Source organism: Catenuloplanes nepalensis (genome assembly GCF_030811575.1).
Lineage (GTDB): Bacteria > Actinomycetota > Actinomycetes > Mycobacteriales > Micromonosporaceae > Catenuloplanes > Catenuloplanes nepalensis.
In genome coordinates, this window is sequence record NZ_JAUSRA010000001.1 from 4056008 (window position 1) to 4071434 (window position 15427).

Sequence of the window (15427 nt, forward strand, 5' to 3'; positions counted from 1 at the left end):
CTCCTATCGCCTGTGCGCGGCGATCAGCAGGCGTGGGGTGCCGCCGAGGACGGCCGGGGTGTCGCGGGCCTCGGTGAAGATGACCTCGGCGCCGGGGCCCAACTCGCGCTCCAGCGCCTCGGTGGAGGAGAGCACGCGGGCGTAGACCGCGCCCTGGCGCTCGAGCCAGTCCGGGGTCTCCTCCCGCACGGAGACCTCGAAACCGGCCTTGGACAGCAGTTTCGTGTGGTCCAGGTAGGACGGTTCCCAGGTGGTGAAGACGAAGCGGCCGCCGGGGCGGAGGATGCGGGCGATCTCGGTGAGCGCGGCGGGCTTGTTCCAGACCATCCAGAGCGCGTCGATGCTCATCGTCGCGTCCGCGGTGCCGTCCGGGACGCCGGTCTCGGTGAAGCTGCCCTGCCGGAACTCGGCGGTGGGCAGGCCGAGGGAGGCGGCGAGCGCGGGTGCGCCCTCGACCGCGGCCGGGACCACGTCGAGGCCGAGCAGGCGGGCGCCGGAGGCTTGCGCGACCGAGACGCCGGGGCCGCCGCGCCCGCAGCCGACGTCGACGAGCAGGCCGCCGTCGAGCGGGCCGACCAGCGCGGCGATCCGGGCGAGGTCGGTGCGGGTGACGAAGCCGAACGGCTGCAGCTCGTCCGGATAGTCGTCGCCGTAGACGTCGACGTATATTTCGCGCAGTGTCGGGCTGGATGCCTGGTAGCGGTAGAAGTCCGCGTACCGGCGTTCCGCGGTCTCAGAGCTCATCGCCACCTCCATAAGGGGACTGCCAGGACTGCCACAGGTGTGCGTACCGGCCGCCGGCCGTGAGCAGCGCGGAGTGCGTGCCCTGCTCGACGATCCGGCCGTGGTCGAGCACGATGATCCGGTCCGCGTCCGCGGCCTGGACCAGCCGGTGCGCGACGATCAGCGTGGTGCGGCCCTCGGTGGCGGCGGCCGCGGCGCGGTCCAGGTCGCGGGCGCCCGCGCTGCCGGCCTCCGCGGTCGCCTCGTCGAGCACCGCGACGGCCGGGTCGGCCAGGATCAGCCGGGCCAGCGCGAGCTGCTGGGCCTGGGCCGCGGTCAGCCGGTGGCCGCCCTCGCCGACGTGCGTGGCGAGCCCGTCCGGGAGCGTGCGCAGCCAGCCGGTCGCGCCGACCCGGTCGAGCGCCTTCTCGATGTCGGCGTCGTCCGCGTCCGGCCGGGCCAGCCGCAGGTCGTCCGCGAGCGGGCCGGCGAAGACGTGCACCTCCTGGCTGACCAGCGCGATCTCCTTACGTACCCGGACCTCACCAAGATCTTCCAGGGGTACGCCGCGCAGGCGCGCCGCGCCGTCCGACGCGGGAATGATCCCGGCCGCGATACCGGCGAGCGTGCTCTTCCCGGCGCCGCTGGCCCCGACCAGCGCGACCCGCTCCCCCGGCGCCAGCGCCAGCTCCACATCGGACAGTACGGCCGGCCCGTCCTGGTAGCGGTGCTCGCGCACGGAGACGACCAGCGCGGCCTCATGATCCTGCGCGTGCACGTCGGCGGGGACCGGGAGCGCGGGCAGTGACGCGACGCCGACCAGGCGGGCGAGGCTGGCCCGGGCCTGCATGACCGAGTCGAACTCCATCAGGATCAGGCCGATCGGGTTGAACAGCCGGTGGAAGTAGAGCGCGGCCGCGGTGGCCGCGCCGACCGTGATCGCGTCCGCCCGGACCAGCAGGAACCCGACGATCAGCACGCTGCTCAGGCCGACGAACTCGGACCGGTTGATCCGCAGCCCGAACCGGGTGAACACCCCGAACACGGTCAGCGACAGGTCGCGCGCGGCCGCGGACCGGTCCGCGATCCGGGCGACGTGCGTGTCCTCGGTGCCGTACGCGCGCACCGTGGCCGCGCCGTGCAGCGCACCGGCCATCGCCTGCGCGCGCTCACCGGTGACGATGCGCTCCCGCGCGTAGTAGGGCACGGACCGCGGCAGGTACCAGCGCATCGCCAGCACGTAGGCGGGCGCGGCGACCAGCCCGGCCAGTCCGAGCCGCCAGTCGAGCGTGAACAGGCCGCCCGCGGTGAGCACGATGGTGAGCAGCGCGCCGACCATCAGCGGCCCGACGCCGGTGATCGCGTTGGTGACCACGGCGACGTCGTCCCCGGCGCGGGCGACCAGGTCGCCGGTGCCGGCCCGTTCCAGCGTGGCGGACGGCAGGTGCAGCGCGCGGTCGAGCACGCGTTCGCGCAGCCGGGCCAGCACGGTTTCGCCGAGCCGGGCCGCGACCGCCGCTCCGGCCGCGGTGAGCACTCCGGCGACCACGGCCGCGGACGCGATCACGACGGCCCACCGCACGACCCGGCCGGTGCCCGCGTCGGCGATCACGTCGTCCACGAGCCGGCCGAGCACCCACGGCGCGACCAGGCCGGACGCGGACGCGGCGACGAGCAGCGCGATCGCGGCCGCGCTCAGGCCGGGCAGCCGCTTGAACTCGGCCGCGAGTTCCGCCCAGGTCTGCCGGGCGGTGGCGGTGGGCAGCAGTACGGCGCTCATCGGAGTACGGCCTCGCGGTATCGGGCGTCGGCCGCGGCCAGCGCGTCGTGGGTTCCCTCGGCGACCACGCGGCCGCCGTCCAGCACCGTGATCCGGTGCGCGGCCCGCAGCAGCGCGGGGCTACTGGTGATGACCAGCGTGCCGAGCGGTGCGGTGCCGCGCGCGGCGGTGAGACCGTCCGCGACCAGGCCCTCGGTGACCGCGTCGACCGAGGTGGTGGGGTCGTGCAGGACCAGCACCGGCGGTACGGCGGCGAGCGCGCGGGCCAGGCCGATGCGCTGCCGCTGCCCGCCGGAGAGGTTCGCGCCGCGCTCGGTGAGTTCCCGGTCGAGTCCGTCCGGGTGCGCCTCGATCACGTCCTCGGCCCCGGCCGCCCGCAGCGCCGCCAGCAGATCGTGATCGAGACGTCCCGCATGCCGCTCCGACGACATGGGGGACGAGTGGGGAGCGAGGTTGGTGCGGAGCGTGCCCTCGAATAGGGCCACGTCGTGCTGTTCGACGAGCAGCGCGCGCCGGGCCGCGTCCCAGTCCAGTGTCTCCGCGGCTACGCCGTCGATGTGCACCGTGCCGCGGTAGCCGTCCCGCGGCACCCGCCCGGACAGCAGCGTGACCAGCGCGTCCGCGTCGCTCGGGTCGTAGGCGACGACGCCCACGATCTCCCCGGCGCCGACCCGCATCGACACGCCGTCCAGGCTGCCGTAGCCGACGCCGTCCAGCGCGAGCCGCGTGTCCGTGGCGTCCCCGAGCACCGCGGTGCCGGGGGTGACCAGCGGTGCCGCGCCGAGCACGCGCGCGACCCGGCCGGCCGACGCCTTCGCGGTCGCGAACAGCTGCACGCACCAGCCGAGCGTCCCGACCGGCTCCGCGATGAACTGGGCGAGGCCGACGACCGCGACCAGTTCGCCGACGGTGAGCCGGCCTTCGAGCGCCATCCAGCCGGCCGTGCCGGCCACGGCCGCGAGGAACAGGCCGTTGACCGCGGTGGTCAGGCCCAGGTGCAGGCCCTTGCTGTTCGCCGCGCGCAGCGTGACGCCGAGCGCGTGCGCGCTGGACGCGGCGTACCGGCGGGCCGCGTGGTCCTGGGCGCCGATGCCGCGCAGCACGCGCAGGCCGGAGACCAGGTCGACCGCGAGCGCGGTGGTACCGGCGAGCGCCTCCTGCTGGGCCTCGCTGCGCCGGGTTAGCAGCGGTGCGAGGCGTTGCAGGACGAAGACCACCAGCGGCACGCCGAGCAGCACGCCCAGCCCGAGCGGCACGTCCACGACCAGCAGCGCGATGCCGGAGACGACCAGCGCGGTGGTCGCGGCCGCGGCGATCCCGGCCGCGCGGATGACCAGCGAGGAGATCTCCGCGTCGGACGCGGTGATGGAGAGCAGCTCGCCGTCGCGCAGCCCGGACCTGAGCCCGCGCGGGTCGAGCGCGCGCCCGGCGATCTCGACGCGGTTGTGGTGCGACTCGTTCTCCACCGCGGCGTACCCGAGGCGGGCGCCGAAGAAGTAGGAGAACGTGAGCACCGTGAAGAGCAGGGCGAGGCCGGCGAGCGAGAGCAGCAGCGCGCGGGTGTCGGAGGTGGCGACGGCCCGGTCGATGACCACGCCGATCATCACGGGTACGAGCGCCTCGGCCGCCTGATGGGAGCACAGGAACGCCACGCTCACGCCGATCCGGACCCGTTGACGGCTCAGCAGCCGTCGCTGGAACGCGCTGGCGGTCAGCTCGCCGGCCGTCATCAGGAGCCCGCGAGCTCGGTCAGGACCGTGTCCATGCGGTCGGCGAGCTGGATGCCGGTGCCGAGCGAGGAGGCCCCGGAGACGATCGGGTAGACCCGGCCGGCCTTCACGGCGGACAGGTTCTTCCACAGGTCAAGATCGGTCATGGCCGCATTATCCGGTGAGGCCGTCACGCCGTCGGGACCGGCCGGGATGAGCAGCGCGCCGCTCGGCTCCAGGATGTCGATCTGCTCGAACGAGTACTCCTGCGTCTGCTCGGTCTGCGACTTCGACGGCTCCGCGAGCTGGACCCCGCAGGCGATCAGCACGGTGGTGTCGGTCCAGGCCGGGCCGAGCGTCCAGAACGCGGTCTCCGTGGCGACCTGCACGAACGAGAACGTGTGCTCGGCCAGCGTCGCCGCGTGCTTGGTCTTCACGGCCGCGGTCTTCTGCTCGTACTGGGTGAGCAGCGCCTGCGCCTCCGTGGTGCGGCCGAGCACGTCGCCGAGCCGGTTCGCCACGTCGAGCAGGGACAGCTGCTGGAACGAGATGACCACGGTCGGCGCGATCGCGGACAGCTGCTGGTAGAGCGCGTCCGGCGTGTCGATGGTGCGCAGGATCAGGTCCGGCCCGGCCGCCGCGATCTTCTCCACGTCCGGCTCGGTGTAGTCGCCGGTGACCGGCACGGCCTTGAGCCGGTCGCCGTAGAACGCGCCGGTGCCCTCGTACCCGCCGCCGCCCACGCCGACCGGGATCAGCCCGAGGTCGACGACCGCGAACGCGCCGTAGTAGTCGGCGCAGACCACCTTCGCGGGCGAGGCCGGCACCTTCACCGGGCCCTTGTCGGTCTGGACCTCACGTTCGGTGGCGGAGGGAGTGGCGGCGGGTTCCTCTGATGAAGAGCCGCACGCCGCGAGCAGCGCGCCACCGGCGAGACCGACACCGGTGGTCAGGAAAAGACGCCTGTTGATCATGGCTCAACCTCTCTCCGCGCTCATCGGCGCGTGGGATGTATCGATCGGGGGCAGGCCGCCGTGATAGCGGCCGATCGGCACGACCATCGGTGTGCCGGAGACCGGGTCGGGAACGACGCGGTTGGCCAGGCCGAAGACGGCGGCCACCGTGCCCTCCGTGATCACGTCCGCCGGTGCGCCCTGCGCGACCAGGTCGCCGCCCTTCATGACGATCAGGTGGTGCGCGTACCGTGCCGCGAGGTTCAGGTCGTGCAGGACCAGCACGAGCGTCACCCCCTCCCGGCGGTTGAGGTCGGTGAGCAGGTCGAGCACCTCGATCTGGTGGGTCACGTCGAGGAACGTGGTCGGCTCGTCCAGCAGCAGGATGCCGGTGCGCTGGGCCAGTGCCATCGCGATCCAGACCCGTTGCCGCTGCCCGCCGGAGAGCTCGTCGACCGACCGGCCGGCCAGCTCCGACGTACCGGTGGCCAGCAGCGCGGCCGCGACCGCGTCGTCGTCGGAGTCGCTCCACCGGTCGAAGAACCCGTGGTGCGGGTACCGCCCGCGCCCGACCAGGTCGGCGACGCGCATGCCGTCCGGCGCGACCGGCTGCTGCGGCAGGATGCCGAGGCGCAGCGCGACCGCGCGGGTGGACATCCGGTGCACGTCCTGACCGTCCAGCACGACCTGCCCGTGCGACGGGTTCAGCAGCCGGGCCAGGCCGCGCAGCAGCGTGGACTTGCCGCACGCGTTCGGGCCCACGATGACCGTGATCTTCGCCGGCGGGATGTGCACGGACAGTTTCCGCACCACCGCGCGGTCGCCGTAGCCGAGCGTGACCTCATGAGCATGCAGACCTTCAGCCACCCCGGCCCTCCCGGTTCGCGCCGGCCAGCTGCCAGAGCAGGAACGGCGCGCCGACCGCGCCGGTGACCACGCCGACCGGCAGCGCGCGGTCGCCGAGCAGGCGCTGCGCGACGAGATCGGACGCGACCATCACGACCGCACCGGCCAGCGCGGCCGGGACCAGCGCGAGCGTGCGCTCCCCCACCAGCCGGCGCGCGATCGGGCCGGCCACGAACGCCACGAACGGCACCGGGCCCGCGGCGGCGGTCGCGAACGCGGCCAGCGCCACGCCGGTGACCAGGATCGACAGCCGCAGCGTCTCCACCCGTGCGCCGAGACCTCGCGCGGTCTCGTCGCCGAAGCCCAGCACCCGCAGCCCCCGGGCGAGCAGCAGCGCGGCCGGCAGCAGGATCGAGACGCCGATCAGCAGCGGCCACACGTGCTCGTAGGAGCGGGCGTTCAGGCTGCCGGTCAGCCACACCAGCGCGGCCTGCGCGCTGGTCACGTCCGCGCGCGACATCAGGTAGGAGACGAAGCTGCTCAGCACCGCGCCGACGCCGATGCCGACCAGCACCAGGCGGTAGCCGCTGACGCCGCGCCGCCACGCGAGCACGTAGATCAGCGCCGCGGTGGCCAGTGCCCCGGCAAAGGCACTGGCCGACACCGCGGCGCCGACCACCCCGAGGACCACCGTGCAGGTGACCGCGGCGGCGCTGGCGCCCATCGTGACGCCGATGACGTCCGGGCTGGCCAGCGGGTTGTGCACCAGGCTCTGGAACAGCGCGCCGGACAGCCCGAACGCGGCACCGGCGAGCAGCGCGACGAGCACGCGCGGCAGGCGCACATCCATGATCACGAACGTGTCCCGCCGGGTGCCCTGCCCGGCGAGCGTGTCGAGCACACCGGAGATCGGGATCTGGAACGCGCCCGTGGAGAGAGCCAGACAGAACAAGAGAGCGGCCACGGCCGCAAGGACCAAGGACACCACGAGGGTACGGATGGAGCCGCTACGGCGTACCCGGATGATCTGGGCCCTGGTCTGTTGAACTGTGGTGGTCATAGCTCCGCCAGATCTCGGCGGCGGACGAGTGCGACGAAGACCGGCGCGCCGATCACGGCGGTGACGATGCCGACCTGGATCTCCCCCGGGCGCGCGACGACGCGGCCGAGCACGTCCGCGGCCAGCAGCAACGCGGGTGCGAGCACGGCCGAGTAGGGCAGGATCCACCGGTAGTCCGGCCCGGTGATCATGCGGGCGACGTGCGGCACGGTCAGCCCGACGAACGCGACCGGCCCGGCCAGCGCGGTCGCGGTCCCGCACAGCACCACCACGCACAGCGCGCCGATCGCCCGCGCCGCACCGACGCGCTGGCCGAGCGCGCGGGCCACGTCGTCGCCGAGCGCGAGCGCGTTCAGCAGCCGGCCGCACGGGATCGCGATGATCGCGCCGACGATCAGGAACGGCAGCGCCTGGCCGGCCAGCGCGGCGTCCCGGCCGGCGAGCGAGCCGACCTGCCAGAGGCGCATGCGGTCGAACGCGTCCGAGTCGGTGAGCACGATCGCGGTGGTGATCGACGCGAGCGCCGCGCTGACCGCGGCGCCGGAGAGCGCGAGCTTGACCGGCGTGGCGCGGTCCCGGCCGAGCGCGCCGATGCCGTAGACGATCAGGGCGGTGAACGCGGCGCCGGCGAAACCGAACCACACGTACCCGGTGAGGCTCGTGATCCCGAAGACGCTGATGCCGATGACCAGCAGCAGCGCGGCGCCGGCGTTGATGCCGAGCAGGCCGGGGTCGGCGAGCGCGTTGCGGGTGAGGCCCTGCATGACCGCGCCGGCCACGCCGAGCGCGGCGCCGACGAGCAGCCCGACCGCGGTCCGCGGCAGCCGCAACGTGTGGATAACCAGGTGGTCGGCGTCGTCCGGACGGTAGTGCAGCAGCGCGTCGGCCAGCACGGCCGGTGAGATCGACTTGGCGCCGACCGCGACGCTCAGCACCGTGACCAGCGCGAGCAGCCCGAGCGCGCCGAGCAGGCCGGGCAGCAGAAGTGCCGCGGGACGGACCCGGGTCGTACCGACCGCTGTCACTTCCCGCCCCTCAGTAGTGAGATCAAAACTCAGGACAGGCTAACCTAACCTCCACCGGGTCGGAAGGACCCCCTACAAAGGAGCCCTGGCATGGCCGTCGCCAGTCGTGCGCTGACCGCGGAGGTGGTCGCCAACCGGCGGCTGACCCCGCACCTGACCAGGATCACCGTCACCGGGCCGGACCTGCACGGCTTCGGCTACGACGGCCCCGATCACCTGGTCCGCATCTTCCTCGCCCCCGGCCCGGACGTGCCGCTCACGCTGCCGGACTCACCGGACGGGTGGTGGCCCGCGCTCAAGGCGATGCCGGAGGAAGTCCGCCCGGTCGTCCGTAACTACACGGTCCGCCGCTTCGACGCCGACCGCCGCGAACTCGACATCGACTTCGTCCTGCACGGCGACGGCGGCCCCGCCTCCGCCTGGGCCCACACGGCCGCGCCCGGTGACCGCATCGGCGTGCTCAGCGACGGCGCCGAGTACGCACCGCCGGCCGACACCGACTGGCAACTCTTCGTCGGCGACGAGACCGCGCTCCCCGCGATCGCCGCCGCCATCGAGTCACTCCCGCACGACGCGGTCGGCCTCGCCCTCATCGAGTGCGGCGGCACGCCCTGCGAGATCCCGATCGCCGCCCCGCCCGGCGTCACGCTCCACTGGCTGCACCGCAACGGCGACGAGCCCGGCACCAGCACCGTCATCATCGACACGCTGCGCTCCCTGACGCTCCCCGCCGGCACCCCCTACGCCTTCATCGCCGGCGAATCGACCATGGTCACCACCGTGCGCCGCCACCTCTGCACCGACCTCACCATCCCCAAGGACCGCGTCTACTTCTGCGGCTACTGGCGCCGCACCTCCGCCTGACCCGGTCAGTCGTTCGGGTACGGCGAGGCAAGGGTGAACGGCGTGCGGGCCCGCTCCAGCGCCGCTTCGGGGAACTGCGTTCCTTCGGTGTAGAAGCGGGCCCGTGTGCGCCCGACCGGGACAAGCAGGCCGGCCGCGGCCAGATCCCGCAGGTCGCGCTGCGCCTGCTGGAGGGTGAGCCCTTCGGACTGCTCATATCGCGCTCGACGAATCCGGCCGACTACGGCCACGTCATGCAGCGCGGTTATGACACGCTCATCCATTCCGGCCTGGTCGACGAACCTGGCGAGCAACTCCCAGACCGCGGCGGACCGATCAACCCTGTGCTGAACCGTCTGCGCCTGCTGGTGATAGGCCGTGAGGTTGAACCGAATCCAGCCCGACACGTCCCGGTCCGGCTGATAGGTCGCACCTGTGCGCTCAAGCTGCTGGTAGTAATCGCGAGTGTGACGTGACCGACCGAGCCACGCTTCGATCGAGGAGAACTCGGGCGCAAGGACGCCTTCACGGGCGATCATAAGAGTCTGCAGCGAACGGGACATGCGGCCATTGCCGTCCGGCCACGGGTGGATGGACACCAGGTGGAGGTGGGCCATGGCCGCGCGAATCAGAGGATGCGAGTCGTCGGCCGCATTGAGCCAGTCAACGAGTTCCGCCATCAGACCAGGGACTTCGTCAGCGTCGGGGGCGGTATACGCCGCGACCGCCGGGTCGTCAGCATCGGTGACGTAGACCGGCCCTTTACGCCACTGCCCGGCCACCTTCTGGCGCGTGTGACGGTGCCCCTGCAGCATCCAGTGCAACGCGTTCAGCAACCCTTTGCTGTATTCGAAATCAGCCACGTCATGCAGCGACTGCACATAGGTCATCATGGCCTGATAGGCGAGCGTCTCCGCACGGTTCTCATCGGACACGTCGACGTCGCGCTCGCCATCCATCAGATCCTGCACGTCCTGAGTGCTGACCCGGAATCCCTCAATAGAGTTCGAGGCGGCCACAGCATCGGCGGTCAGAAACTTACGCAATCCTGACGTCCACTTGGCCGGGTGGGCCTGCACCTGGTGGCGGAGCCGCTCACGCATCTGCTCGATGCCCGCAAGGACCTCTTGGTCGGCCGCAGTCAGAACCGGAGTCGAAAACAGCACGCGTCAGACAATAGTTTGACGCAAACATTGCGTCAAATGAATCTCCGTGGCGCCACCTGTTCATGCCGCCAAGAGAGCGAAAGTGGGCGATGATCGGGCGTATGGGGGCGAAGCATGACAAGTTGAGCGTGGCTACGGTGGTGGGGGCGCTCGGGGTGGTGTTCGGGGACATCGGGACCAGTCCCATCTATACGCTGCAGACAGTGTTCAATCCGGCGGATCCGCATCCGGTGCCGCTGACCGAGGCGAACCTGTTCGGCGTCGTGTCGACGATCTTCTGGTCGGTGATGCTGATCGTGACACTGACCTACGTCACGCTCGTGATGCGGATCAACAACGACGGCGAGGGCGGCATCATGGCCCTGATCACGCTGTTGCGGCGCGGCGAGGCGGCCCGGGGGCGGCGGACCGCGATAGCGCTGGCCGTGCTCGGCATCTTCGGCGCGGCGCTGTTCTTCGGCGACAGCATGATCACGCCGGCGATCTCGGTGCTGTCCGCGGTCGAGGGAGTCAAGGTCGTCTCGCCGGGGCTGGAAGAGCTGATCATCCCGATCACCGCGGTGATCATCGTGGTGCTGTTCGCGGTGCAGCGGTTCGGCACGAACGCGGTCGGGCGGATGTTCGGGCCGATCACGATCGCCTGGTTCCTGGCGATCGGCGTCTGCGGCATCGGCGGCATCACGCAGCGGCCGGACATCCTCAAGGCGCTCTCCCCCACGTACGCGATCGGGTTCCTGGCCGGGCACTTCCACATCGCGTTCTTCGCGCTCGCCGCGATCGTGCTCGCGGTGACCGGCGCGGAGGCGCTCTACGCGGACATGGGCCACTTCGGGCGGCGCGCGATCGCCTACGGCTGGATCGGGCTGGTGCTGCCCGCGTGCACGCTCAGCTACCTCGGGCAGGGTGCGCTGCTGCTCGCCGACCCGGCCGCGTTCACCAGCCCGTTCTTCCTGCTCGTGCCGGAGTGGGGGCGGCTGCCGATGGTGCTGCTGGCGACCGCGGCGACGGTCATCGCGGCCCAGGCGGTGATCACCGGCGCGTACTCGGTGGCGAACCAGGCCGGGCAGCTCGGCTACCTGCCCCGGCTGCGGGTGGCGCACACGTCGGAGTCGACGATCGGCCAGATCTACGTACCGTGGATCAACTGGGTCCTGATGGTCTCGGTGTTGACGCTGGTCTTCACGTTCCGCAGCTCGGCCGCGCTGGCGTACGCGTTCGGGATGGCCGTGATCGCCACGATCACCATCACCACGCTGCTGTTCTTCTACCTCGCGCACACCCGCTGGGGCGTACCGGCCTGGATCGCCGCGACCGGCGCGACGCTGCTGGTCGCGGTCGACCTGCTGTTCGTCGCCGCGAACCTGACCAAGCTGGTGCACGGCGCGTGGCTGCCGCTGATCATCGGGCTGATCGCGTTCACGGTGATGACCACGTGGCAGCGCGGCCGGCAGATCGTCACGGCGGAGCGCGACCGGGCCGAGGGGCCGCTACGCGAGTTCGTGGCGGAGCTGCACGGCTGCCGGCTGGCCCGGGTGCCCGGCACCGCGATCTTCCTCAACCGCGGCAAGCAGACCGCGCCGCTGGCGTTCCGCGCGAACGTCGAGCACAACCAGGTGCTGCACGAGAAGGTGCTGATCCTGTCCATCCAGACGCTGCCGGTGCCATGGGTGCCGGACGGCGAACGCCTCGAGGTCGACGACCTGGGCAACGCCGGCGACGGCATCACGTACGTGAACGTGCGCTTCGGCTACATCGAGAAGCCGAACGTGCCCGAGGTGCTCCGCCTGCTCACCGCGGAGCAGACCGAGGGCGAGATCGAGATCGACGACGCCTCCTACTTCCTGTCGAAGATCGAGCTGACCCGCGGCCCGGCCCGCACCATGGCCACGTGGCGCAAACGCCTGTTCATCGCCACCTCGCACATCACGGCGGACGCCGCCGAATACTTCAGCCTCCCCCGCCACCGTACGGTGATCATGGGTTCTCGCATCGACGTGTGACGAAGCATGCGGGCGGATGGGCGGGCACCCTGCGCCCGAAATTTCCGTATATAGCGGGTCGCTGGCCGTCGATGGATCATTGAGTGATACGTGGGGTAGATCAAAGTCGCCGTTCGGCCGGCCTCACGTATCACTCAATGATCCTCTGGCGAGCATGGACGCGCGCGACGCACGGCCCGCGGGCGACATGAGACGAAATCTCGGGCCCGAAGAGCAACCGCAGAACCCAAACCCCGCGCCGGTACGGCCGGGAGCCCGCAGCCGTTCCCCCCGCCGCGGGTGGTGGCCGGTCAGCCCACCGCAGGTAGTGGCCGGTCAGCCCGCTGCGAGTGGTGGCGGTCAGCCCGCCTCGGATGGTGGCGGTCAGCCCGCTGCGGGTGGTGGCCAGCCGAGGAGGCGGGCGCCGAGGACCGCGGCGTGCAGTGTGAAGCGCTGGGTGGGCTCGCCCGGGTGGTAGCCGGTGATGCTCTGGATCCGGTCCAGCCGATAGGTGACCGCGCGCACGGACAGGTGCATCTGCCGCGCGGTCGCCGCGTGATTGCCCTGATTGTCGAAGAGGACGGTGAGCGTCTCCAGGTACGGCCGGGCGCCGCCGCGCGCGGTCTCCAGCGGGCCGAGGACCGTGCTTACCAGGTCGGTGATCGCGTCCCGATCGCGCAGCAGCACCGGGAAGACGAGCAGGTCGGCCGCGTGCAGCACGGGTGTGGTGAAGCCGAGCGCGGCCGCGTGGTCGAGCGTGCCGCGCGCCTCGTCGAGCGACCGGGCCAGTCCGGCCAGGCCGCGGTGTGCCCGGCCGACCGCGACCTGCCAGCCGCCGGTGCCGAGCGCGCCGCGCAGCTGGTGGGCGAGTTCGGCCGCGATGCCGCGCAGGCCGCCCGCGCTGATGCAGACCAGGTCGCCGTCGCGTAGCGTGGTCAGCGTGTTGCCCTCGCCGTAGCGGTCCGCGAGCGCGCCGTCGATCCGGTGCACCACGTCGGTGCTCAGGCCGGGCGCGCGGGCGATCAGCACCACGTGCGTCGCGGAGAGCCGGATGCCGTAGCGGCCGGCTCGCTCGGCCAGCCCGCCCGGGTCGGCACGGCCGGTGAGCAGGTCGTTGACGAACGCGGTGCGTGCCTGGTCGTACCGGCTGAGTTCGGCTCTGGTCTGATCGGCGTAGCCGTCGAGGACGGCCTCGATCAGCGCGCGGGTGGTGTCCAGCAGCGCAAGCGCCCGCGCATGCTCATCGGCGACCGCCCCACCCGGGCGAGCGAAGCCGTGACCCACGGAAGCCGGACCCACGGAAGCCGGACCCGCAGAGGCCCGCCAGTGCGCGGTGGCGGCGCGGAGCACGCCGTCGACGAGTTGCGGCAGCCGCAGCCCGTCGTCGGCGGCACGCGCCCCGAGCAGCGCGGCCCCACGGTCGCGTTCCCCGCCGGCCGCTGCCGCCAGCAGCACCGCGCAGCCTTCGGCAAGCCAGTCACCGGACCGCACCTCATCGGAGACCGCCCGCTCCCCGGAGACCGCTCGCTCCCCGGCCCGCGGCGAGTCGGCAGCGGACGTCGCGTCCGCCGTCCCGCCCGTGAGCCGCGCCTGGGGTGGGAGCCGCGGCTCTACGGCGGGGCGGGCGACGGGGTCAGACACCGACGTCACGGCGGTCGAACAGCAGCACGCCGGCCGCGGCCGTGACCGCGCCCACCGCGACCAGCCCGAGGAGCTCCGCCGGGTGCCAGCCGGTGTGCAGCGGGTCGGTGCCGATGAAGTAGTGGAACGGCGACAGCCAGCGCATCCACGCCGTCCCGTCGATCACGCCGCTGAGCGCGTGCGCCATGTAGGTCGCCACCGCGATCGCGCCGGTGATGGCCAGGACCGGCCCACGGCGCCCGGTGGCCGCGCCGGCCAGGAACGCGATCCCGGTGAAGCACCAAACGAGTGCGACCAGCCCGGCGCCCGCGGCGGCCACGTTGGACAGCGGGATGTCCATGCCCACGACCGGCACCACGACCAGCAGCACCAGTCCGGGCACTGCCGCGACCAGCGTGGCGGACGTACCGGCCGCGGCCAGGCGCTGGCCGGCGAACGCGATGCGGGACACCGGGTTCGCCAGCAGCAGCTCCATCCCGCCGTCCTCCTCGGGCCCGGCGATCGTCCGCACGGTCAGCGTGACCGCGCACATGATCACCAGCAGCGGCCCGAGCAGGCTGAACACGCTGGCCTGCAGGTATCCGGCCGGGGAGAGCAGGTCGGCGACGCCGAGGAACTCCAGCACCTCCCGCGGCAGCGCGTCCTGCTTCAGGTCGGCCGCGCCCTGGAAGCTGGCGTAGAAGCCGGAGTAGACCGCGGTGAACACCGCGACCCCGGCGGCCCAGCCGAGCAGCGCGCGGCGGTCGTCCCGCCAGGTCTTACGCACCAGTGCGGGCAGCATCGCCGGCTCCTTCGGAGTGGTAGTAGAACGACAGGAACGTCTCCTCGAGGTCCGGTTCCGCCGACAGCAGGTCGACGACGTCGTGCCGGGCCGCGGCTTTGATCAGCGGGTCGAGCCGGCCGTCGACCGTGCAGGTCAGGACCGGTCCGGACACCATCACGCCGGTGACGCCGGGCAGCGCGGCGAACTCGGCCGCGTCGACCGGATCCGCGAAATGGATCTCGACGGTACGGATCGCGCGCCGCCCCAGCGACTCGACCCGCTCGACCGCGGCGAGCCGTCCGTCGCGCACGATCGCGACCCGGTCGGCCGCGTGCTGCACCTCGGCCAGCACGTGCGAGGACATCAACACCGTCTGCCCGTCGGTACGCGCGTCGCGCACCATGGCCAGGAACTCCTGCTGCATCAGCGGGTCGAGTCCGCTGGTCGGCTCGTCCAGCACGAGCAGCGCGGGCCGGTGCATGAACGCCTGCACCAGCCCGACCTTCTGCTTGTTGCCCTTGCTCATCGCGTGCACCGGCCTGGACACGTCGAGTTCGAGCCGGTCGGCCAGCTCGGTCACCCGCGTCCAGGCGACGCCGCCGCGCGCGCCGGCGAAGAACCGTAGGAGTTCGTCGGCGCGCCCGCGGCCGGGGAACGCCAGCTCGCCGGGAAGGTAGCCGACGCGGCGGTAGAGCGCGGCCCGGTCCCGGCGGGGGTCGAGGCCGAGCACGGTGGCGCGCCCGCGGGTCGGGCGCAGATAGTCCAGCAGCAGCCGGATGGAGGTGGTCTTCCCGGCGCCGTTCGGCCCGAGGAAGCCCATCACCTCCCCGGCCCGGACCTCGAGGTCGAGGTCCTCGATGCCGCGATCGCCGCCGTAGAACTTGGTCAGTCCCTCCGCGCGGATCGCGATGTCGGTCGTCATGCCCTCATCCTGGCGGT

General features: G+C 72.2%; 13 protein-coding genes. 2 read left to right on the top strand and 11 right to left on the bottom strand.

The window, feature by feature from the left end; translation table 11 throughout:
- Positions 1–3: 3 nt before the first annotated feature.
- From J2S43_RS17435 to J2S43_RS17465, 7 genes are all read right to left on the bottom strand, one after another.
- Positions 4–744 (bottom strand): class I SAM-dependent methyltransferase, encoded by a 741-nt coding sequence (locus tag J2S43_RS17435; RefSeq protein ID WP_306830448.1) that lies wholly within the window; start codon positions 742–744, stop codon positions 4–6.
- A complete protein-coding gene (locus J2S43_RS17440) occupies positions 734–2503 on the bottom strand; it encodes an ABC transporter ATP-binding protein (protein WP_306830450.1) in 1770 nt (589 codons plus the stop codon). The genes J2S43_RS17435 and J2S43_RS17440 overlap by 11 nt, the downstream gene beginning before the upstream one ends.
- Positions 2500–4233, bottom strand: a complete 1734-nt coding sequence (locus tag J2S43_RS17445; protein ID WP_306830452.1) for an ABC transporter ATP-binding protein — start codon at positions 4231–4233, stop codon at positions 2500–2502. Before J2S43_RS17445 ends, J2S43_RS17440 begins: the two co-directional genes overlap by 4 nt.
- The gene (locus tag J2S43_RS17450; protein WP_306830454.1) at positions 4233–5186 is read right to left on the bottom strand and encodes an ABC transporter substrate-binding protein; all 954 of its coding nucleotides are present in this window, start codon (positions 5184–5186) and stop codon (positions 4233–4235) included. The genes J2S43_RS17445 and J2S43_RS17450 overlap by 1 nt, the downstream gene beginning before the upstream one ends.
- 3 nt (positions 5187–5189) lie before the next feature.
- Positions 5190–6032: an ABC transporter ATP-binding protein gene (locus tag J2S43_RS17455; RefSeq protein ID WP_306830456.1), complete on the bottom strand. Its 843-nt coding sequence runs from the start codon at positions 6030–6032 to the stop codon at positions 5190–5192.
- Positions 6025–6975: a FecCD family ABC transporter permease gene (locus tag J2S43_RS17460; protein ID WP_306830457.1), complete on the bottom strand. Its 951-nt coding sequence runs from the start codon at positions 6973–6975 to the stop codon at positions 6025–6027. The genes J2S43_RS17455 and J2S43_RS17460 overlap by 8 nt, the downstream gene beginning before the upstream one ends.
- Before the next feature lie 92 nt (positions 6976–7067).
- Complete coding sequence (locus J2S43_RS17465) at positions 7068–8051, bottom strand: FecCD family ABC transporter permease (RefSeq protein ID WP_442320067.1); 984 nt, start codon at positions 8049–8051, stop codon at positions 7068–7070.
- 135 nt (positions 8052–8186) lie between these two features.
- On the opposite strand from J2S43_RS17465, the gene J2S43_RS17470 reads away from it, so the two are divergent.
- The gene (locus tag J2S43_RS17470; RefSeq protein WP_306830459.1) at positions 8187–8960 is read left to right on the top strand and encodes a siderophore-interacting protein; all 774 of its coding nucleotides are present in this window, start codon (positions 8187–8189) and stop codon (positions 8958–8960) included.
- 5 nt (positions 8961–8965) lie between these two features.
- Here the strand turns inward: J2S43_RS17470 and J2S43_RS17475 are convergent, their stop codons facing one another.
- The gene (locus J2S43_RS17475) at positions 8966–10105 is read right to left on the bottom strand and encodes a Fic family protein (RefSeq protein ID WP_306830461.1); all 1140 of its coding nucleotides are present in this window, start codon (positions 10103–10105) and stop codon (positions 8966–8968) included.
- Between the two features lie 101 nt (positions 10106–10206).
- Between J2S43_RS17475 and J2S43_RS17480 the strand changes: the two genes are divergently transcribed.
- The gene (locus J2S43_RS17480) at positions 10207–12105 is read left to right on the top strand and encodes a potassium transporter Kup (protein ID WP_306830464.1); all 1899 of its coding nucleotides are present in this window, start codon (positions 10207–10209) and stop codon (positions 12103–12105) included.
- A 363-nt stretch (positions 12106–12468) separates the two neighbouring features.
- Here the strand turns inward: J2S43_RS17480 and J2S43_RS17485 are convergent, their stop codons facing one another.
- From J2S43_RS17485 to J2S43_RS17495, 3 genes are read right to left on the bottom strand one after another with little or no spacing between them, the layout of a single operon-like run.
- Positions 12469–13725, bottom strand: coding sequence for a PucR family transcriptional regulator (locus tag J2S43_RS17485; RefSeq protein ID WP_306830466.1), 1257 nt, complete (start codon positions 13723–13725; stop codon positions 12469–12471).
- The gene (locus tag J2S43_RS17490; protein WP_306830468.1) at positions 13718–14506 is read right to left on the bottom strand and encodes an efflux permease Rv1217c-related protein; all 789 of its coding nucleotides are present in this window, start codon (positions 14504–14506) and stop codon (positions 13718–13720) included. Before J2S43_RS17490 ends, J2S43_RS17485 begins: the two co-directional genes overlap by 8 nt.
- Positions 14484–15410 (bottom strand): ABC transporter ATP-binding protein, encoded by a 927-nt coding sequence (locus J2S43_RS17495; protein ID WP_306830471.1) that lies wholly within the window; start codon positions 15408–15410, stop codon positions 14484–14486. The genes J2S43_RS17490 and J2S43_RS17495 overlap by 23 nt, the downstream gene beginning before the upstream one ends.
- Positions 15411–15427: the final 17 nt, after the last annotated feature.

Coding starts and splice junctions, on each gene's coding strand:
- J2S43_RS17435 (WP_306830448.1), bottom strand. CDS start 744: ATGAGCTCTGAGACCGCGGAACGCCGGTACGCGGACTTCTACCGCTAC.
- J2S43_RS17440 (WP_306830450.1), bottom strand. CDS start 2,503: ATGAGCGCCGTACTGCTGCCCACCGCCACCGCCCGGCAGACCTGGGCG.
- J2S43_RS17445 (WP_306830452.1), bottom strand. CDS start 4,233: ATGACGGCCGGCGAGCTGACCGCCAGCGCGTTCCAGCGACGGCTGCTG.
- J2S43_RS17450 (WP_306830454.1), bottom strand. CDS start 5,186: ATGATCAACAGGCGTCTTTTCCTGACCACCGGTGTCGGTCTCGCCGGT.
- J2S43_RS17470 (WP_306830459.1), top strand. CDS start 8,187: ATGGCCGTCGCCAGTCGTGCGCTGACCGCGGAGGTGGTCGCCAACCGG.
- J2S43_RS17480 (WP_306830464.1), top strand. CDS start 10,207: ATGGGGGCGAAGCATGACAAGTTGAGCGTGGCTACGGTGGTGGGGGCG.
- J2S43_RS17490 (WP_306830468.1), bottom strand. CDS start 14,506: ATGCTGCCCGCACTGGTGCGTAAGACCTGGCGGGACGACCGCCGCGCG.
- J2S43_RS17495 (WP_306830471.1), bottom strand. CDS start 15,410: ATGACGACCGACATCGCGATCCGCGCGGAGGGACTGACCAAGTTCTAC.